General features: G+C 63.8%; 18 protein-coding genes and 3 tRNA genes. 13 read left to right on the top strand and 8 right to left on the bottom strand.

The genetic code is table 11. The features are described 5' to 3' along the window. Positions 1 to 47: 47 nt before the first annotated feature. Genes coaD through PP1Y_RS18260 form a run of 3 tightly spaced genes read right to left on the bottom strand, consistent with a single transcriptional unit; the run spans position 48 to position 1,741 of the window. Complete coding sequence (coaD, locus tag PP1Y_RS18270) at positions 48 to 578, bottom strand: pantetheine-phosphate adenylyltransferase (protein WP_013833551.1); 531 nt, start codon at positions 576 to 578, stop codon at positions 48 to 50. Next, positions 578 to 1,483 carry a polyprenyl synthetase family protein gene (locus tag PP1Y_RS18265; protein WP_013833550.1) on the bottom strand — a complete coding sequence of 302 codons (906 nt, stop codon included), beginning with the start codon at positions 1,481 to 1,483 and terminating at the stop codon, positions 578 to 580. Before PP1Y_RS18265 ends, coaD begins: the two co-directional genes overlap by 1 nt. Before the next feature lie 3 nt (positions 1,484 to 1,486). Next, positions 1,487 to 1,741, bottom strand: coding sequence for an exodeoxyribonuclease VII small subunit (locus PP1Y_RS18260; RefSeq protein ID WP_013833549.1), 255 nt, complete (start codon positions 1,739 to 1,741; stop codon positions 1,487 to 1,489). Positions 1,742 to 1,885: 144 nt separating this feature from the next. Between PP1Y_RS18260 and purL the strand changes: the two genes are divergently transcribed. After that, positions 1,886 to 4,045: a phosphoribosylformylglycinamidine synthase subunit PurL gene (purL, locus tag PP1Y_RS18255; RefSeq protein ID WP_013833548.1), complete on the top strand. Its 2,160-nt coding sequence runs from the start codon at positions 1,886 to 1,888 to the stop codon at positions 4,043 to 4,045. 83 nt (positions 4,046 to 4,128) lie between these two features. Here the strand turns inward: purL and serB are convergent, their stop codons facing one another. Then, positions 4,129 to 5,013 (bottom strand): phosphoserine phosphatase SerB, encoded by an 885-nt coding sequence (gene serB, locus PP1Y_RS18250; protein ID WP_041559430.1) that lies wholly within the window; start codon positions 5,011 to 5,013, stop codon positions 4,129 to 4,131. Here serB and miaA point away from each other — a divergent pair. The 8 genes from miaA (at position 5,006) to PP1Y_RS18210 (ending at position 13,913) form a co-directional block, all read left to right on the top strand. Continuing rightward, positions 5,006 to 5,992, top strand: a complete 987-nt coding sequence (miaA, locus tag PP1Y_RS18245; protein ID WP_013833546.1) for a tRNA (adenosine(37)-N6)-dimethylallyltransferase MiaA — start codon at positions 5,006 to 5,008, stop codon at positions 5,990 to 5,992. The genes serB and miaA overlap by 8 nt on opposite strands. Positions 5,993 to 6,209: 217 nt before the next feature. Then, positions 6,210 to 7,952, top strand: a complete 1,743-nt coding sequence (gene ilvB, locus PP1Y_RS18240) for a biosynthetic-type acetolactate synthase large subunit (protein ID WP_041559429.1) — start codon at positions 6,210 to 6,212, stop codon at positions 7,950 to 7,952. Positions 7,953 to 7,974: 22 nt separating this feature from the next. Beyond that, the gene (gene ilvN / locus PP1Y_RS18235; protein WP_038576682.1) at positions 7,975 to 8,493 is read left to right on the top strand and encodes an acetolactate synthase small subunit; all 519 of its coding nucleotides are present in this window, start codon (positions 7,975 to 7,977) and stop codon (positions 8,491 to 8,493) included. A 110-nt stretch (positions 8,494 to 8,603) separates the two neighbouring features. Then, positions 8,604 to 9,623, top strand: a complete 1,020-nt coding sequence (gene ilvC / locus PP1Y_RS18230) for a ketol-acid reductoisomerase (protein WP_013833543.1) — start codon at positions 8,604 to 8,606, stop codon at positions 9,621 to 9,623. Between the two features lie 106 nt (positions 9,624 to 9,729). Continuing rightward, entirely contained in the window at positions 9,730 to 10,446 is a 717-nt protein-coding gene (locus tag PP1Y_RS18225) for a YceI family protein (RefSeq protein ID WP_013833542.1), read from the top strand. Between the two features lie 95 nt (positions 10,447 to 10,541). Next, the gene (locus tag PP1Y_RS18220; protein ID WP_232512445.1) at positions 10,542 to 10,862 is read left to right on the top strand and encodes an I78 family peptidase inhibitor; all 321 of its coding nucleotides are present in this window, start codon (positions 10,542 to 10,544) and stop codon (positions 10,860 to 10,862) included. A gap of 262 nt (positions 10,863 to 11,124) precedes the next feature. Further along, the gene (gene leuA / locus PP1Y_RS18215; protein ID WP_013833540.1) at positions 11,125 to 12,804 is read left to right on the top strand and encodes a 2-isopropylmalate synthase; all 1,680 of its coding nucleotides are present in this window, start codon (positions 11,125 to 11,127) and stop codon (positions 12,802 to 12,804) included. Between the two features lie 158 nt (positions 12,805 to 12,962). Continuing rightward, a complete protein-coding gene (locus PP1Y_RS18210; RefSeq protein ID WP_013833539.1) occupies positions 12,963 to 13,913 on the top strand; it encodes a nitronate monooxygenase family protein in 951 nt (316 codons plus the stop codon). A gap of 9 nt (positions 13,914 to 13,922) precedes the next feature. Here PP1Y_RS18210 and PP1Y_RS18205 read toward each other — a convergent pair whose 3' ends face one another. Then, positions 13,923 to 14,540 (bottom strand): hypothetical protein, encoded by a 618-nt coding sequence (locus tag PP1Y_RS18205; RefSeq protein WP_232512444.1) that lies wholly within the window; start codon positions 14,538 to 14,540, stop codon positions 13,923 to 13,925. Between the two features lie 214 nt (positions 14,541 to 14,754). Then, the gene (locus tag PP1Y_RS18200; RefSeq protein WP_013833537.1) at positions 14,755 to 15,240 is read right to left on the bottom strand and encodes a flavodoxin family protein; all 486 of its coding nucleotides are present in this window, start codon (positions 15,238 to 15,240) and stop codon (positions 14,755 to 14,757) included. A 170-nt stretch (positions 15,241 to 15,410) separates the two neighbouring features. Between PP1Y_RS18200 and recJ the strand changes: the two genes are divergently transcribed. The 4 genes from recJ to PP1Y_RS18180 all read left to right on the top strand — a co-directional run bounded on the left by recJ (position 15,411) and on the right by PP1Y_RS18180 (position 17,669). After that, complete coding sequence (gene recJ / locus PP1Y_RS18195) at positions 15,411 to 17,198, top strand: single-stranded-DNA-specific exonuclease RecJ (RefSeq protein WP_013833536.1); 1,788 nt, start codon at positions 15,411 to 15,413, stop codon at positions 17,196 to 17,198. Positions 17,199 to 17,314: 116 nt separating this feature from the next. Beyond that, a tRNA-Glu gene (locus tag PP1Y_RS18190) sits at positions 17,315 to 17,390 on the top strand. 38 nt (positions 17,391 to 17,428) lie between these two features. Next, positions 17,429 to 17,504, top strand: a tRNA-Glu gene (locus PP1Y_RS18185). Positions 17,505 to 17,594: 90 nt separating this feature from the next. Continuing rightward, positions 17,595 to 17,669, top strand: a tRNA-Glu gene (locus PP1Y_RS18180). Between the two features lie 49 nt (positions 17,670 to 17,718). Here PP1Y_RS18180 and PP1Y_RS18175 read toward each other — a convergent pair. Together PP1Y_RS18175 and PP1Y_RS18170 are read right to left on the bottom strand one after the other, a co-directional pair. Then, entirely contained in the window at positions 17,719 to 18,879 is a 1,161-nt protein-coding gene (locus tag PP1Y_RS18175) for a site-specific integrase (protein ID WP_013833535.1), read from the bottom strand. Beyond that, positions 18,849 to 19,061, bottom strand: coding sequence for an excisionase (locus PP1Y_RS18170; protein ID WP_013833534.1), 213 nt, complete (start codon positions 19,059 to 19,061; stop codon positions 18,849 to 18,851). The genes PP1Y_RS18175 and PP1Y_RS18170 overlap by 31 nt, the downstream gene beginning before the upstream one ends. Positions 19,062 to 19,231 lie beyond the last annotated feature (170 nt).

Here is a 19,231-nt window from a genome sequence, read left to right as displayed (position 1 = left end):
TAGAGCGCCGGCGATGACGTGACAATGAACGAAACGGACTGATCTGTTCAGTAGTCGCCCTTGAGACCGGTCGCGGCGATGCGTTCGACCACGTCGTCGCGAACCGCAGGGCTGACGAACTTGGAGATATCGCCGCCGAACATGGCGATCTCCTTCACCAGCTTTGATGCGATCGGCTGGAGACTGACATCGGCCATGAGGAAGACGGTCTCGATGTTCGCGTTGAGCTGCTGGTTCATGCCGGCCATCTGGTACTCGTACTCGAAGTCGGCAACGGCCCGCAGGCCGCGCACGATCACCGTTGCTCCCTGCTTTTCGGCAAACTTCATCAGCAGTGCGTTGAAGCCCACCACCGAGACGTTGTCGATGCCCAGATTCTCCACTTCGCGCTCCACCATCGCGATGCGCTCGTCGGGGGTGAACAGCGGGTTCTTCGACATGTTGGTTGTGACGCCGATGATCAGCCGATCGACCAGCTTGGCACCGCGCCGGATGATGTCGGCATGACCGCGCGTGATCGGATCGAAAGTGCCGGGATAAACGCCGACGCGTTCGCCAGCGGTCTTCAAGGCCGTCATCAATGATCCCTCTCGATGATGTAGCGCGCCACGGCGCGCAGCAGGTCTGCTTCCTTGCCGTAGTGCGCAAGGTACGCGATCGCCTGATCAACCAGCAGCCTCGCCTGTTCACGCGCGCGTTCGGGGCCGAGCAGCGACACGAAAGTTTCCTTCCCGGCGCTGGCATCCTTGCCCACCGCCTTGCCGGCGGTGGCGGCATCGCCTTCATAATCGATCAGGTCGTCGGCGATCTGGAAGGCAAGCCCGATGTCGCGCGCATAGCCGCGAAGGTGCGTGCGCCCTTCCGGCGAGACCCGGCCCAGGATCGCGCCCATCTCGACCGCTGCTCCCAGCAGGGCCCCTGTCTTGAGCTGTTGCAGGCGGGTGACGGTCTGCAGGTCGAACTCGCTCGTCTCGGCGACGAGGTCCATCATCTGGCCGCCCGCCATGCCGTGCGCGCCGCTGGCATGGCCAAGCGCCTGGACCAGTTCGATGCGGGTGAAGGGATCGGCGCAGGTCGCCGGATCGGCCAGCACCTCGAATGCGAAGACGTGCAGCGAATCCCCGGCCAGAACCGCCGTCGCCTCGTCGAAAGCGATGTGGACGGTCGGCTTGCCGTGGCGCAGTGCATCATCGTCCATGCACGGCAGGTCGTCGTGGATCAGCGAATAGACGTGGATCGCCTCGATCGCGACGGCCGCCCGCACCGCGGCCCCGCGGTCGACGCCGTACATTTCGGCCACCGAGGTCAGCAGGAGCGGACGCAGCCGCTTGCCGCCGCCGATCGCGGCATAGCGCATGGCTTCGATCAGGCGCGTGCGCGCATCTTCCGGAACCGGCAACAGTGCATCGAAAGCGCCGTCGATCTCGGAAGCGATGCGCGCAAGACCCTCTGCGAGCAGCGAGTCGGTTACGCCCTGGGCCACGACTCAGCGATCCGCGGCATCGAAAGGCTGGGTGCCGGACGGCATCCCGTCGGGTCCGGCGACGATCTTCTCGATCCGTGCCTGGGCCGCATCGAGGCGCTTCTGGCAATGCTTGCGCAGCTCTTCACCACGTTCGTAGAGCGTGATCGAATCTTCCAGCGGCACATCGCCGCTTTCGAGCTTGCGCACCACGTCTTCCAGCGCGCGCAGCGCATCCTCAAAGCTCAAGGCGTCGATGTTCGGGGTCTCTCCGTTCATGCCGCAGCAATGGCCGTCTCGTGTCACACGGTCAAGGTGGGAACCGGAGAATCGCGTTTTGCCATGCCCTTGGCGTCAGGAACCCTGAATCAGGGCGTGAAAGCGGACTAGCGCGCGCGCGATGACATGGCTAAGGCGCGTCGCATGAGCGGAATCACCCCTGAAGTCGTCGAGGCCCACGGCCTCAGCCCCGAGGAATACGAGCGCGTCCTTCATGCGCTCGGCCGAGAGCCGAACCTTGTGGAACTCGGCATCTTTTCGGTCATGTGGTCGGAGCATTGCTCGTACAAGTCGAGTCGCTTCCACCTCAAGAAGTTGCCGACCGAGGCACCCTGGGTCATCCAGGGCCCCGGCGAGAACGCCGGCGTCATCGACATCGGCGACGGCCAGGCGGCCATCTTCAAGATGGAGAGCCACAACCACCCCAGCTACATCGAGCCCTACCAGGGCGCGGCGACGGGCGTCGGCGGCATCCTGCGCGACGTCTTCACGATGGGCGCGCGCCCGGTCGCGAACATGAACGCGCTGCGCTTCGGTAGCCCGGAGCACCCGAAGATGAAGCACCTCGTGCAGGGCGTGGTCGCGGGAATCGGCGGCTACGGCAACTGCGTGGGCGTGCCCACCGTCGGCGGTGAGACGAATTTCCACAAGGCCTACGACGGCAACATCCTCGTCAACGCGATGACCGTGGGCGTGGCCGAAACCGACAAGATCTTCTACTGCGCCGCCACCGGCCTGGGTAACCCCATCGTCTACGTCGGCTCGAAGACCGGCCGCGACGGCATTCACGGCGCCACCATGGCCTCTGCCGACTTCGACGAGAACTCGGACGAGAAGCGCCCGACCGTGCAGGTCGGCGATCCCTTCACCGAGAAGCTGCTGATCGAGGCCTGCCTCGAGCTGATGGCGACCGATGCTATCGTCGCGATCCAGGACATGGGCGCGGCGGGCCTCACCTCTTCCTCGGTCGAAATGGCCAGCAAGGGCGGCGCGGGCATCCGGCTCAACATGAATAAGGTGCCCTGCCGTGAAGAGGCGATGACGCCTTACGAGATGATGCTTTCGGAGAGCCAGGAGCGCATGCTCATGGTCCTCAAGCCGGGCAAGGAAGCCATGGCCGAAGCGATCTTCAGGAAGTGGGAACTCGACTTCGCGGTGATCGGTGAAGTCACCGATACCGGCCACATGGTCCTCGAGTTCGACGGCGAAGTGGTCTGCGACATTCCGCTCGGCCCGCTCGCCGACGATGCGCCGGAATACGAGCGCCCCTACGTCAGCCCCGAAGAGTACAAGGCATGGGCCAAGGTGCCCGCGCTGGGCGACGTGCCCGAAAGCACAGACCTGGGCGCGGATCTGCTCAAGCTGATGGGCGGGGCGGACCTCGCTTCGCGCAAGTGGATCTGGGAACAATACGACAGCCAGGTCGGCGCGGATACCATGCAAAAGTCGGGCGGCGATGCCGCGGTCGTGCGTGTCCACGGTACGCAGAAGGCGCTGGCGATCAGCACCGACTGCAGCCCGCGCTACTGCTATGCCGACCCTTACGAGGGCGGCAAGCAGGCGGTCGCAGAGACCTACCGCAACATCTGCGCGGTCGGCGGCCTGCCGCTGGCAATCACCAATTGCCTCAACTTCGCGAACCCGCAGCGCCCGCAGATCATGGCGCAGATCGTCGGCTGCCTCAACGGCATGGGCGATGCCTGCCGCGCGCTCGACTATCCGATCGTGTCCGGCAACGTCTCGCTCTACAACGAATCGAAAGCCACCGGCGGCGGCTCGGCGATCCTGCCGACACCGGCAATCGGCGGCGTCGGCCTGCTCGTCGACCACGACAAGATGGCTACCATCGCCTTCAAGAACGAAGGCGACGACATCTTTGTGCTGGGCGGTTCGGGCACGCACCTCGGCCAGTCGCTGTGGCTGCGCGAGATTGCCGGCCAGGAAGCGGGCGAAGCGCCGAAGGTCGATCTCGATGCCGAACGTGCCAACGGCGCAACCGTGCGTGAATGGATCGGCCAGGCCAAGGTCACCGCCGTCCATGACATCAGCGACGGCGGCCTGCTGGTCGCGCTTGCCGAAATGGCCCTCGCCAGCGGCAAGGGCTGCACCCTCGGCAGCGCTCTTTCGACTGCCGAAGCTTTCGGTGAAGATCAGGGCCGCTACGTCGTGACGGCCCCGGCCGGAACCGAACTGCCCGGTGCGGTCAGAATCGGCAGCGTCGGCGGAAGCAAGGTCGCCGGCGTCGAAATCGCGGATCTTCGCGAGGCCAACGAGGCGTTCTTCCGGGACTGGATGGAGGCGTAACACCCTTCCGCCAGTCCGGCGGCTGATCTCCCTCCCCATTGCTTCGCAACGGGGAGGAACTCAGCGAAGGTACAACCCCGCCATCAATCGCGGACCCAGTCCTTCTCGGGAATGCCCAGCAGGCGCAGGACCGAGGTGAGGTCTCCGCGGTTGATCCAGCCATTTGCGGCAGCGCGCGCCTTGGGCTTGGCGTGGTAGGCAATGCCGTAAGTGGCCGCTTCAAGCATCGGGATGTCATTGGCGCCATCGCCTGTGGCAAGGCTCGTCGCACCTTCGGCCAGCTCGGCCATGATCGAAAGCAGCGTGCCCTTCTTCACCGAACTGTCGACGATGCCGCCGACAAGGCCGCCGGTCAGCTTGCGATCCGCAACTTCAAGGCGATTGCCGACGACCTCTTCGAAGCCCAGCCATTCGGCGACCGGATCGGCGAAGTGGTGGAAGCCGCCCGTTACCAGCACGGTACGGCAACCCAGCTTCTTGAGCGTCTGCACCAGAACCTTCGATCCGGGCATGGGCTGGATACGACCGGCAAGGCACTGGTCGATCGCTTCGACCGACAGGCCCTCAAGCAATCCGACGCGTTCGCGAAGGGCCTGCTCGAAGTCCAGCTCACCCTGCATGGCTCGTTCGGTAATGTCGGCGATGCGATCCTTCAGGCCAGCGAAGTCCGCCAGTTCATCGATGCATTCCTGCCCGATCATGGTCGAATCCATGTCGGAAATGAACAGCGCGGGCACTTGCGGCTCGCTTTCGCAGACGAGGCCGTCGGTCACCTCGAAATGCGCATCGAGCGATGCGCGCATGGCCAGCGCATCGCTGTCGGGCGACTCGATCTGCATCGTCTGTCCGCAGAAATCGAGCATCGATGCCTCGGCCAGGCGCACGCCCCGTTGCTCCATGTCGGCACGGGCCGCGTCGATTCTTGCGGAGAGATGATCCGGTTCTGCTATCAGCCGGGCAATGAGCACTGCAAATATCCTTGATGCATCGTTGAATATCGCGGCCGCAGACCGGCCACCGCTGGCGCTCATCGCAGGGCCGACCGCCAGCGGCAAGAGCGATTGTGCGGTCATGCTGGCACGGGAACTCGAAAGACTCGGCCGCCGCTGCGTCGTCGTCAATGCCGACAGCTCGCAGGTCTATGCCGACCTGCAGGTCCTGAGCGCGCGGCCGACGTTCGAGGAAATGGGCGGGATCGAGCACCGCCTGTTCGGAGACTGGGACGGGTCGCGAAGCTGCTCCGCCGCCGACTGGGCGCAAGCTGCACGGCAGACGATCTCGGCGATCCACGCTGAAGGCGCCCTGCCCATCCTCGTCGGCGGTACCGGCCTTTATATAAAGACCCTGCTGGAAGGCATCGCTCCGGTCCCGGCGATAGATCCTGCCATCCGCGATTCCGTTCGCGCGCTGCCCGTCGATGAGGCCTTTGCCGCGCTCCGGCAGGAAGACCCGGAGCGTGCCAGTCGCCTCGCCCCAGCGGACACCGCCCGCATCGCTCGCGCACTGGAAGTCGTCCGGTCGAGCGGGAAGACGCTGGCGCAATGGCATGCCGAGACTTCAGGCGGCATCGCCAATGCCGTCACCGTGTTTCCCGCGATCCTCCTGCCCGAACGGCAGGCGCTCTACCGCCGCTGCGACCTGCGCTTCGAGCGGATGATCGAGCGCGGCGCGCTTGCCGAAGTCGAGACGCTCCTTACCCGCGATCTCGACCCCGCCCTGCCGGTGATGCGTGCAATCGGCGTACCAGAGCTTGCCGGAGTCGTGCGCGGAGACTGGCCCCTCGTGGACGCCATCGCGCGCGGCAGTCAGGCAACCCGCAACTACGCCAAGCGACAATTCACCTGGCTGCGGCACCAGCCCCCGGAAGATTGGCCAAGGCTGTCGTTTGAAAATTTTGATTCTAATGCAATACACGAAATTTTATTTCGAATTTTTCATTTGACGTAACATTTACGGTCCCGTACAGGCCACCAACACCTGCTGATGGAAGTTATGCAGGGAGGAGAGGATGACCCGGCGCGACGATTGTCGTGTCGGGTCGGTTTCATTAGAGAGCGCGTAGCCTGTGGAAATGCTTGTTTCCGGGGCTGATCCCCTTATGGAGGCGAGCTTTCTGAAGCGGTCTCTTGCGGGTCGCACACCAGAATACGAAGAGGAATGTGTTGTGAGTGAAGAGCGCAGCGGCGCGAACATCTTGGTCGAAAGCCTGGTCCGCCAGGGTGTCGAATTCGTATTCGGCTATCCCGGTGGCGCCGTGCTTCCGATCTACGATGCTCTCTTCGGTGACGAACGGCTTCGGCACATCCTCGTGCGTCACGAAGCAGGCGCGGCCCATGCCGCCGAAGGCTATGCCCGTTCGACCGGCAAGCCCGGCGTCGTGCTGGTCACCTCCGGCCCGGGCGCGACCAATGCCGTCACCGGCATTGCCGATGCCTTCCTCGATTCGATTCCGCTCGTCGTCATCACCGGCCAGGTTCCGACCGCGCTGATCGGCTCGGATGCATTCCAGGAAGCCGATACCGTCGGAATCTCGCGGCACTGCACCAAGCACAACTACCTGGTGAAGGATCCGGCCGATCTGGCCGCGACCATCGACGAGGCATTTCAGATCGCTACGACCGGCCGTCCCGGCCCCGTCCTGATCGACATTCCCAAGGACGTCCAGATCGCCACCGCGCCCTGGACCGACGCCCCCGCGCAGCGCCGCAACCGCTACTCGCCCCCCACGCAGGGCGGCGCTGACGAGATCGCGCAGGCCATCGACATGATTGCCGCGGCCAAGGCTCCTGTCCTCTACACCGGCGGCGGCATCATCAACTCGGGTCCGCGCGCGACGCAGCTCCTGCGCAAACTGCAGGCGAAGACCGGCGCTCCCGTCACCTCGACGCTGATGGGCCTGGGCGCCTTCCCGGCCGACCACGCGGACTGGCTGGGCATGCTGGGCATGCACGGCACCTACGAAGCCAACATGGCGATGAACCAATCGGACCTGATCGTCTGCCTCGGCGCCCGCTTCGACGACCGCGTGACCGGCCGCCTCGACGCCTTTGCGCCGAACTCGAAGAAGATCCACGTCGACATCGACCGTTCGTCGATCAACAAGACGGTCCAGGTGGACCTGCCCATCGTCGGCGACTGCGCTTCGGTGATCGAGCAGATCCTCGAAGGCTGGGGCAGCCGCAAGCCGCAGGACCTGACCGCGTGGAAGGGCCGCATCGAAGGCTGGCGCGAAAGGAAGAGCCTGTCGTTCCCGCTCAGCAAGGAGGCAATCATGCCCCAGCTGGCGATCCAGCGGCTGTTCGAGCTGACCAAGGACAAGGACCCGGTGATTTCCACCGAAGTCGGCCAGCACCAGATGTGGGCGGCGCAGCACTTCCACTTCTTCGGTCCGAACAAGTGGCTGACCTCGGGTGGCCTCGGCACCATGGGCTACGGTCTGCCCGCCGCGATCGGCGCCCAGTGCGGAAATCCGGACAGCCTCGTCATCGACATCGCTGGCGACGCCTCGATCCAGATGAACATCCAGGAGATGGGCACCGCCACGCAGTATCGCCTGCCGGTCAAGGTGTTCATCCTCAACAACGAGTGGATGGGCATGGTCCGCCAGTGGCAGGAGCTCACGTATGAGAGCCGCTATTCGAACTCCTATTCGGACAGCCTGCCAGACTTCGTGAAGCTGGCAGAGGCCTATGGCTGGAAGGGCATTCGCATCGAGAACGAAAGCCAGCTCGACGCGGGCATCAAAGCCATGATCGAGCATGATGGCCCGGTCATCGTCGATTGCCTGGTCGCCAAGGAATCGAACTGCTTCCCGATGATCCCCTCGGGCGCCTCGCACACCGAGATGATCCTCTACGGAGACACCGTGGCCGGCACCATGGACGACGAAGCCAAGGCGCTCGTCTGAGCCGGCCCCGAAGGAAAACATGATGATGCATATCAAGCACGAGGCCGAAGAACGGCACGTCCTGACCGTCACGGTCGACAACGAGGCCGGTATCCTCGCCAAGATCGCCGGTCTGTTCACCGCGCGCGGCTACAACATCGACAGCCTGACCGTGGCCGACATCACCGAGAACCACTCGGTAAGCCGGATCACGATCGTTACCCACGGCCCGCCGAGCCAGATCGACCAGATCCACGCTCAGCTGGAGCGCCTCGTACCGGTCCACAAGGTCGTCGACCTGACCGAAGTCGGCCCTTACGTGCAGCGCGAACTGGCGCTGGTGAAGGTGGCCGGCGTCGGCGAGAAGCGCGTCGAGGCGCTGCGCATCGCGGATGTGTTCCGGGCCAAGCCGGTCGACACGACCACCGGCAGCTTCATCTTCGAACTGACCGGTGCGCCGGACAAGATCGACACTTTCGTCACATTGATGCGCGAACTCGGCCTCGTCGAGGTCGGACGCACCGGCATCGTGGCGATGATCCGAGGGGCGGAAGAAGCCTGATTTTTTGAGTTTGCGTCGTCCCGGACCGAATTTCGGGACCTTCGGCCCCTGCGGCGGCGCATGATCGACAGCGATCCCGGCACATGCCGGGATGACGGAAGGAAAGACCAATGAAAGTCTATTACGACGCCGATTGCGACATCAACCTGATCACCGGCAAGAAGATCGCCATTCTCGGCTACGGCAGCCAGGGCCATGCCCACGCGCAGAACCTGCGCGACAGCGGCGTGAAGGAAGTGGCCATCGCGCTGCGCGAAGGTTCGGCAACTGCCAAGAAGGCCGAAGCTGCCGGCTTCAAGGTCCTGACGAACAAGGAAGCAGCCGCATGGGCCGATGTGCTCATGATCCTGGCGCCCGACGAGCACCAGGCCGCAATCTACGCCGCCGACATTCATGAGAACCTGAAGCCGGGCGCGGCGCTCGCCTTCGCCCACGGCCTCAACGTCCACTTCGGCCTGATCGAACCCCGCGCCGACATCGATGTCTTCCTGATCGCGCCGAAGGGCCCGGGCCACACCGTGCGTTCGGAATACCAGCGCGGCGGCGGCGTGCCCTGCCTCATCGCGATCCATCAGGACGTGACCGGCAATGCGCAGGATATCGCCCTCGCCTATGCTTCGGGCGTCGGTGGCGGCCGCTCGGGCATCATCGAGACCAACTTCCGCGAAGAGTGCGAAACCGACCTGTTCGGTGAGCAGGCCGTTCTGTGCGGCGGCGCGACCGCCCTTGTCCAGGCTGGTTTCGAAACCCTCGTCGAAGCCGGTTATGCGCCCGAGATGGCCTACTTCGAGTGCCTTCACGAGCTGAAGCTGATCGTCGACCTGATGTATGAAGGCGGCATCGCCAACATGCGCTACTCGATCTCGAACACCGCCGAATACGGCGACATCAAGACGGGTCCGCGCATCATCACCGATGAGACCAAGAAGGAAATGAAGCGCGTACTGGAAGACATCCAGTCGGGCCGTTTCGTCAAGGACTTCGTGATGGACAACCGCGCCGGCCAGCCCGAGCTGAAGGCTTCGCGCAAGGCTGCCCTGCGTCACCCGATCGAGGAAACCGGCGCCAAGCTGCGCGCGATGATGCCCTGGATCGGTGCCAACGCACTGGTCGACAAGACCAAGAACTAATTCAAAACAGACGGAAAAGACGAACGGCTTGCGTCGTTCGTCTTTTCGGAACAAACTCCCGGCCGGGCCGTTCGCAACAGAACGTAACGACCGGGAGGACTTCCTGATGAACCGACTGCTCGGCGCTGCCTGCGCCCTGCCGCCCGCAATTGCCTTTGCAGCTGCTTTCGCGCTTTCCACGCCGCTTCCTGCGCAGGAAGCGGAAGCCGACCCCGCACCTGCTGCACCACCCTCTGCTTTCGGCAAACCCGATCCATCATTGGTCAGCGGTGGGCATTACGTGGCCGATCCGCACCACACGCTCGTCGAATGGAGCGTCGATCACCTCGGCTTCACGCCCTATTTCGGGATTTTCGGCGACGCCACCGGAACGCTGGACATCGATCCCAAACGCCCCGAACAGGCGCGCGTTGCCATGAGCATTCCCGTGGCAAGCGTCACCGTCGCCAGCGCCGGATTGAAGAGCCACCTGCTCAAGGCCCCCGCCAGCGAAGGCGGGAAGCCCGACTTCTTCGGCCCCAAGCCGGAAGACGCGCGTTTCGTCTCCACCTTGGTCAGGATCACCGGCGACCAGCAGGCGGAGATGACCGGCAATCTCACGCTCAACGGCATCACCAAGCCGGTCACCCTGCAGGTTCTCTTCCACGGCGCCGGGACGGTGCCGCCGCAGATGGGCGGCGGCGAAGGACTTGGATTCGATGCGACGGGTACGCTCAAGCGCAGCGACTTCGGGCTCGATTTCGGAATTCCGATGGTATCCGATCAGGTCGAACTCAAGATCGCTGCCGCTTTCATGAAGGACGCAGCCAAGGCCGCGCCCTGAACATGACCTGATTCGCCGGGTCACCGGCGGTACATGTGCCTTGCTGCAGCGCCCCAAGTCATTAAGGGTAACTTCCTGAAATGGAGTACGAAAAGATGACTGCACACCGCCCGATGATGCTCGCCGCCGCCCTGGCCGGCAGCCTCCTCGCATTGAGCGCATGCACCGCCGATCAGGCCGCGCCGGAGACCGCGCCGCCCGCGCCTGTCGCCCAGAGCTGCGGAGCCGAGCAGCTCGGTTCCTATGTCGGTCAGCCTGCGAGCGACGAAGTGCTCGGCCTCATCCGGCAATGGCGCGGCGACAATCCAATCCGCGTGCTCAAGCCCGGTTCGGCCATGACGATGGATTATCGTCCGAACCGACTCAACGTGTTCCTCGACACCAAAGGCGTGATCGAGAAATTCGAGTGCAATTGACGCGCTGACAACAGGCCCTCACCGCCGCGGCCATCCCGCTGCGCAGCGATCGGCAGCGCACGGGATCGGCCGCGTTTACCCCCTTTACATCTCCTCCGGCTGTCCCCATAGGCACAGTCATGACTCTCCGGCTTGGCCTTCTTCTGCGACTTACCCGCCCTTGGGCGTGAGGTGACGCGTCGTCCGGTCGGCGCGCTCGGCGCTCAAGGGACCTGATAAGACGACACGCAAAGCGCAGACTTTCCCGAGCGAGACATTACCCATGACTATGTTGAAAGACCCTTCGGTCAAATATCGCCCTTTCCCGCAGATCCAGCTGCAGGAGCGCCGGTGGCCCTCGCAGGTCATCACGAAGGCGCCGCGCTGGCTCTCCACCGACCTGCGTGACGGCAACCAGGCGCTGATCGATCCGATGAGCTCGGAAAAGAAGACCCGCTTCTTCGACCTGCTCATCAAGGTTGGCCTGAAAGAGATTGAAGTCGGCTTCCCCAGCTCGGGCGCGACCGACTATGACTTCATCCGTGGTCTGGTCGACACCGGACGTATCCCCGAGGACGTACTGGTGCAGGTGCTGACCCAATCGCGGCAGGACCTGATCGAAAAGTCGTTCGAAAGCCTGGCCGGCGTTCATGCCGCCATCGTCCACCTCTACAACGCCGTCTCGCCGCTGTGGCGTCAGGTCGTCTTCGGCATGGACCAGTCCGAAGTCCGCCAGATTGCAGTTAACGGCGCGAAGGTCATGCGCGATCAGGCCGCAAAGTACCCGCAGACCAGGTGGCACTTCGAGTACTCGCCCGAGACGTTCTCAACCGCCGAGCTCGATTTCTCGATCGAGTGCTGCGAAGCGGTGATGGAAGTGCTCCAGCCCACGCCGGAACATCCGATCATCCTCAACCTGCCGGCGACGGTCGAGGCAGCGACGCCGAACATCTACGCCGACCAGATCGAGTACTTCTGCCGCAACCTGCCCAACCGCGAAAGCGCGGTGATCAGCCTGCATACCCACAACGACCGGGGCACAGGCGTGGCTGCAGCGGAGCTGGGACTGATGGCCGGCGCCGACCGTGTAGAGGGTTGCCTGTTCGGCAACGGTGAGCGCACCGGCAACTGCTGCCTGGTGACAGTCGCTCTCAACATGTATACGCAAGGCGTTGATCCCGGGCTGGATTTCTCGGACATCGACGAAGTCATCCAGACCGTCGAGTACTGCAACCAGCTCAAGGTGCCCGAGCGCCATCCCTATGGCGGGGAATTGGTCTTCACCGCTTTCTCCGGCTCGCACCAGGACGCGATCAAGAAAGGCTTCGCCGCGCGCGAGAAGCGCAATGACGAGACCTGGGCGGTGCCCTACCTGCCGATCGACCCGGCGGACCTGGGTCGCAACTACGAGGCGGTCATCCGCGTCAACTCGCAGTCGGGCAAGGGCGGCTTTGCCTGGGTGATCGAGCAGGACCAGGGCCTCAAGCTGCCCAAGCGCATGCAGGCGCATTTCTCCGGCCATGTGCAGGACCTGGCCGACGAGCTGGGCCGCGAACTGCAGGCCGGCGATATCTGGGAAGTCTTCCGCAAGGTCTATCGCATCGATGAGCCGCAGCACTTCCAGTTGATCGACTGGGACGAAAAGCGCGCCTCGGACGGCACCCGCGTCTTCGCCGGCAAGATCGGTGTAGACGGCAAGGAACAGACCGTCTCGGGCCGCGGCAATGGCCTGATCTCCTCGGTCACGGCGACTCTGGCCGAGAGCTTTGGCGTAACCCTCGAAGTGCGCGACTACGCCGAGCATTCGATGGGCTCAAGCTCGGATGCCCGCGCCGCCGCCTACGTCGAGTGCATGACGAGCGACGGCCGCACCATCTGGGGCGTCGGCATCGACGAGGACGTCGCAACCGCCAGCGTGCGGGCCATGCTCAGCGCGGCGAACGCGGCCAGCAACGGCGCCTGATCAGGCGACAACAGAGTGGGGGCTTGCCGGATGGCAGGCCCCTTTCGCTTTTACGCCTTGTTTCGGAGCATCCCCAGAACGGATTTACGCAGCCTCTCGACAGCGCTGCCCGAGGGCATTAGTGCTGCCGTTTAATCGATTGATTAAACGGAACTGAAATGGCCCTTCCCGCGCTCTTCGAGAATCTGCGCCTCCCCGTCATCGGCTCGCCGATGTTCATCGTCTCCAATCCGGACCTCGTCATCGCGCAAGTGCGCTCGGGCATTGTCGGCAGCTTTCCGGCCCTCAACGCGCGTCCCGCCAGCCAGCTCGACGAATGGCTGCACCGGATCAGCGAGGAAACCGCCGATTGCGGCGTCCCCTTCGCCGTCAACCTCATCGTCCACCGTTCCAACAACCGGTTGGATGAGGACCTCGCGATGTGCGCGAAATGGAAGGTCCCGCTTGTCATCACCTCGCTGGGCGCACGCGAAGACGTCAACGCCGCGGTTCACGACTGGGGTGGCCTCGTCTTTCATGACATCATAGACAACCGCTTCGCGCGCAAGGCAGTCGAGAAGGGGGCCGACGGCCTGATCGCGGTCGCAGCCGGAGCCGGCGGTCATGCCGGGGCGCAATCGCCTTTCGCGCTGATGCAGGAAATCCGTGAGTGGTTCGAAGGTCCGCTCGCGCTCTCGGGTGCCATCGCATGCGGTCGCTCGATCCTCGCCGCGCAAGCTCTGGGGGCCGACTTCGCCTATATCGGCAGCCCTTGGATCGCGACGCCGGAAGCCAACGCGGTCGCAGGCTACAAACAGTCGATCGTCGACAGTCACGCCGCCGACATCGTCAATTCCAGCCTCTTCACCGGTGTTCACGGCAATTACCTGCGCCCTTCGATCGAAGCCGCCGGCATGGATCCAGACAATCTTCCCGAGGGCGACAAGAGCCAGATGGATTTCGGATCGGGCGGAAAGATGGAAGCCAAGGCCTGGAAGGACATCTGGGGCGCAGGGCAAGGCATCGGCGCGATCAAGGCAATCGAACCGGTTGCCGACCGTGTCGCCAAGCTTCACGCCGAGTATGAGGCAGCAAAGGCCGATCTGCTGGCCCGCACCGGGCAGACCTGACGCGCGCGCCTAGCGCTTGCGCCAGACCCAGACCCGATCCTCGAATTGCGAGGGTTCGGCCAGCAGTGCGGCACCGGCAACGGTAAGTTCCATGGGAAGCAGCAGCCGCCCCTGTCGCACCAGCTGATCGACCACGCCGACAGCGAGGCGCATGGTGCTTGCCTCGTCTTCACCTTCCGCGCCGACGAGATGCATTTCCTGACCGGTAAAGTGGATCAGCCCTTCGCTGACGATGCTGCCGTCCGATTTGAACGACAGCGAGGTGAGACACTGCGCCGGAAAAGGCCCGCCGGCCAGCCAGTTGAGTGCCGAGCGCGAGAACGCGTGCGGTTCCGCCACGGTGCCCGCCATATCCCACGAGATCGCCGCAACGGGCAAGTGAAGCGCCAGATTGGCGACGAGCCCCGCCAGTGCCCTGACGACCGGGAGCAAGGTCGCGCCCGCTGAAACATGCTCGCCGGGCGCGATCCGAATGACCTGCCCATTGGGCGAATGGCGGCCATCGCCGTCCTGAAGCGCTTGACCTTCTGCAAAGCGCAGATCGAATGCCAGCCCTCCGGAAAGCACCTCTATCGCATTGCCGGGAACACGGGATCGATTGGCGACAACCGCGCCGATCCCCAGCATCGCCGGCGAATCAAAAAGGGATACTAGAGCGCAAGCAGTTGGTCGTGCGCCTTCGGCAAAGAGGAGCGACGCACCGGGATTGGAATTTTCGTGAGGGCTGTCCGGGGGTGACATGGGGTACTTTCAGAGACTTAGGCGTAAAATCGTCGATTTGCCTGCTTGCCCCCGACGCCGTCGAGCCGGTTGCCGAAACTTAATCCGGCAGGCCGCCACTTCAGAAAATGCCTATCGAAAGCCCTTCGCCCATCAACACGCCCAGTTCTCGGCATTCCTCCAGACGCCTGCTCGGGACCGTCTTTTGGGCGAGAATTTCCTGCGGCGTCTGCGCCTGCAGATTGACGATCATCGGTTCGGCCACCCGCTTGAGCCGCCAGCCCCTGGCTATGCGATCGATCTGCGCCTGTGCGCCCGCCCCATCCGATCCCGCCGCAATGACAGTGGCATAGGCCCTGCCCTCGATGCGGCCGAGCACCGGATAATAACAGCGGTCGAACATCTCCTTCATCATGCCGGACATCGTCGCGAGATTTTCCGGACAGACGAAGACATAGGCACCTGCGACCAGCAGATCCTCTGGCACGACATCCGCCGCTGCAATCAGCCGCGCGCGGCTTCCGGCCCCCTCGGCCACTTGCGCCGCCATCGCCCGCGAGGCGCCCGTCCGCGAATGCCAGATGACGGCGAGAACTGCCTCGCTCACGGCAACAAGTCCGGGCCCATGGGGCGGATTGCCAGATCGGGGGGAAGCGCTGCCATCCAGCGAATTTAGGCCCGATCGGGGCCCGCTGTCACGCCCTGCCCTGTTGAAAGGGCATGAACCTGTGGGCTGAAGCCTTCCCGCTGGTGACGCGCTCGTATAATCGGGATGGCATGGCTTCTCGATCTGCTTCACTCTTCGGCATCGACAAATCCCTCACCGGCAAGGCCTGGCGCTGGCGCGGCGGCAACATGGACCTCTCGGACGGCCCGGGCGGGCTGGAAAACGACATCGTCACCCAGCTCCTGCTTTCGCGCGGCGTCCCGCGTGAGGAGCTGGACCGCCATCGCACCCCCTCGCTGCGGGCTTTCCTGCCCGATCCGTCCGAATTCCGCGACATGGACGCCGCCGCCGAAAGGCTGGCACAGGCGATCATGACCGGCGAGGCCGTGACGGTCTATGGCGACTACGACGTCGACGGAGCGACGAGCGCAGCCCTGCTGATCCTGCTGATGCGCTCACTGGGGCACGATGCCCGCTACTACATTCCCGACCGCCTGCTTGAAGGCTACGGCCCATCGGGAGAGGCGCTCGTACGCATTGCCGGAGAAGGCTCCAGTCTGATCGTCACCGTCGACTGCGGCGCGATGGCGCATGAAGCGCTGGAAATGGCCCACGGCGCGGGTGTCGACGTGATCGTCGTCGACCATCACAAGTGCTCGCCGGAACTGCCGCGCGCCGCTGCGCTGGTCAATCCGAACCGTCTCGACGAAAGCGCCATCGGCGCCGATCACGGCCATCTTGCCGCCGTCGGTGTCGCCTTCCTGCTTGCCGTCGCCACTGTGCGCACCTTGCGCCGTCAGGGCTTCTTCGCCGAGCGCCGCGAACCAGACCTTTTCGCACTTCTCGACCTCGTGGCACTGGGCACCGTGGCCGATGTCGCCGCGCTCCACGGCCTCAACCGCGCCCTCGTCGCCCAAGGCCTGAAGGTCATGGCCCGGCGCGACAACATCGGCATGTCGGCGCTTATCGACGCAAGCCGTCTCAACCGCGCGCCAACGTGCAGCGACCTGGGCTTTGCCCTCGGCCCGCGCATCAATGCCGGGGGCCGCGTGGGCGAATCGACGCTGGGCGTTCGCCTGCTGACCACCACCGATCCCGACGAAGCGCGCGACATCGCTGCCCAGCTCTCACGCCTCAACGACGAGAGGCGCGCGATCGAGCAGGTGGTTCAGGAAGCGGCCGAAGCGCAGATCGATCGCCAGCACAACCGCGCGGTGCTCGTACTCGCCGGAGCCGGGTGGCACCCGGGGGTCATCGGCATCGTGGCCGGGCGGATCAAGGAAAAGACCGGCAAGCCGACGCTCGTCATCGCGCTCGACGCGGACGAAGCGGGCAACGGCAAGGGATCGGGACGCTCGATTACCGGGGTCGACCTTGGCGCCGCGATCATTGCCGCGCGCGAGGCAGGCCTGCTCGTGGCGGGCGGCGGACATGCCATGGCGGCGGGGCTGACTATCGCGCCCGACAAGCTCGAAGCCTTGTCCGAATGGCTCGATTCGCGTCTCGCCACCGATGTGGCCCATGCCAGCGCGAACCAGGCGATGTTGCTCGACCTCGCACTCGCACCGGGCGGATTGACTCCTACGCTGGTCGAAACGCTGGAAAGCGCCGGTCCCTACGGCATGGGCTGGCCGGGGCCGCGCGTCGCAGTCGGCCCGGTGCGGATCGTCAAGGCCGACATCGTGGGCGCAGACCACGTCCGGCTGATCGTCGGCGGAACGGATGGGGGCCGTTTCAAGGCCATGGCCTTCCGTTCGGCCGAAACCGAGATGGGCCAGGCCCTCCTCCATGCCTCGCAGGGGCGCCGCCTCTGGCTTGCCGGACGAGCGAAGATCGACGACTGGGGCAGCCGCCCCCAAGCCGAATTGCATATCGACGATGCCGCATTTGCGGACTGAAACCAGCCTGCCTCAATAGCGTGCCACAAAGAGTGCAATTTATCTGCGATCAGGGGGTTGACCCCCCCGCAACCCACCGCTAGAGGGCCGGTCCTGCCTCCGGCGCAGCTCGGAATGGCCCCTTCGTCTAGCGGTCTAGGACGCGGCCCTTTCACGGCTGAAACACGGGTTCGAGTCCCGTAGGGGTCACCATCCGGTGCTGCGCCAGGCAGGCTTTCAAATGGCTATATGGCCCCTTCGTCTAGCGGTCTAGGACGCGGCCCTCTCACGGCTGAAACACGGGTTCGAGTCCCGTAGGGGTCACCACTTATGTGGCTGATTTCGCTGCATATGTACTTGCTCCGTGGGAGCGTCGTGGGAGTATTGCGTTTTTTGCAATAGAATTTTGCGGCATTTGGCCCCTTCGTCTAGCGGTTAGGACGCGGCCCTCTCACGGCTGAAACACGAGTTCGATTCTCGTAGGGGTCACCACCAAAGCACGTCGCAATACCACCGGCAGCGACACCCAATTCGGCGCGGCTTACGCCTGTTCGGCCCTTGCCGAGCCACCTTCATCGCTGCTGTAGAGAACCTCGAGTTTCGCTGCTTCTCGCCCGCCGTCAGCACCGTCGATCCACTTCGAATAATGCTTGAACAGCATGGCCGCGCTGCGATGACCTAATTGCCGTGAGATGTAGGCAGGGTTCACGCCCGCCATGAGCGCCGTCGTCGCGTAAGTATGACGCGTCTGATAGGCATCGCGGCTCCGGATGCCCAATGCCCGCAGGGCGGGATGAAAATAAAGTTTGCGCTGATCCTGTACGTCCGGCCACGGCGTGTTCGTCACCGGATTGATGAAGACCGGTGTATCCGCACCCCGCATGAAGCTGTGTACTTTCTGCCGTTGGAGCACGGCGATCATACGGCTGGTGAGATCGACATCTCGAGCGCTTCGGGTCTTGGTCGACTTGAGGACGTGACGTACGCGGGCTCGCTGAACGCGGATGGTCCGGCGTTTCCAGTCGATGTCGCTCCACTGGACGACTATCTGTTCACTCGGTCGCATACCCGTTCCGAAGGCGAATTCGTACCAGTTCCAGACTTGCTGGTCGAAGTAGTCGCGTAGGTAGACAAGGATCCGCTCCATCTCCTCGCGGTCGAATGGATCGGGCATCGGCGCCTGATGGCTGAGGTTACGAATCCGCTCGAGGGGAGATCGGTCGATAATCCCATCGTCGACCGCAGTGGCAAAAATGGCGCGCAAAGGAATAAGGTTGTTGTTGACGGTCTTTCCGCTGACACGCTTGGCCAGCTTGGCGATTTCTCGCTTGATCTCGCTGGGCTTGATGCTGGCCAACTGGCGCTCGCCGAATGCCGGCCCCCAAATCTTCTCGATTGCCGCCGTGTAGCCTTGCATGGTCGATTTTTCCGCCGTCACGGTTTCGAGCCACTCCCTGGCAATGGTCGTGAACCCCCGCACCCCGGCCGTCTGAGCAGATTTCGGGAATGTGGTTTCGTAGTCGAAGACCCCGAGTTCGATCTCCTGGAACACCTTCGCCATCAACCGCTCTGCGGCCTTGATGTTGGCGGGCGTAGGCTGAAGGTCGAGCGTTTCCCGGCAGCGCCTGCCAAGCCAGACGAATGTAACGCGTATGCAGGATTTCAACGGCTCTACACCGGACCCGCGGCCCCTTCTACCCATCGGTAGAATCCTTCCATGTCTATGCAGATATGGCCGTCGGGCGCACGGCGATAGTGACGGCCCTGAAGCCAGGTGCCGTTCTCGATCTTGTGGTAGATCGCCTTCTCCGTGTAGCCGGTCAATTCCGCGAACTTCTTGATGCGAACATAGCGGGCATGAACGACGCCAGTCTCTGCGGTCATGATGATGGCGCGCCAGGAAGACACCCGAAGCGTGCCGCTATGTCTTTTCCCCCTCCCTCCGTGGGGTCGGGACCAAGACAAAGCCCGTATCCGGGAACCGCGTTCCGCGACCAAAAATTGGCCATGGAACTGGCAAGCGGCGACCGATGTGGAGAAATTTGGCCGGACAG

The organism is Novosphingobium sp. PP1Y (assembly GCF_000253255.1).
Lineage (GTDB): Bacteria > Pseudomonadota > Alphaproteobacteria > Sphingomonadales > Sphingomonadaceae > Novosphingobium.
Note: the sequence above shows the minus strand (reverse complement) of the source record. Positions and strands in the feature narration are given on the sequence as shown.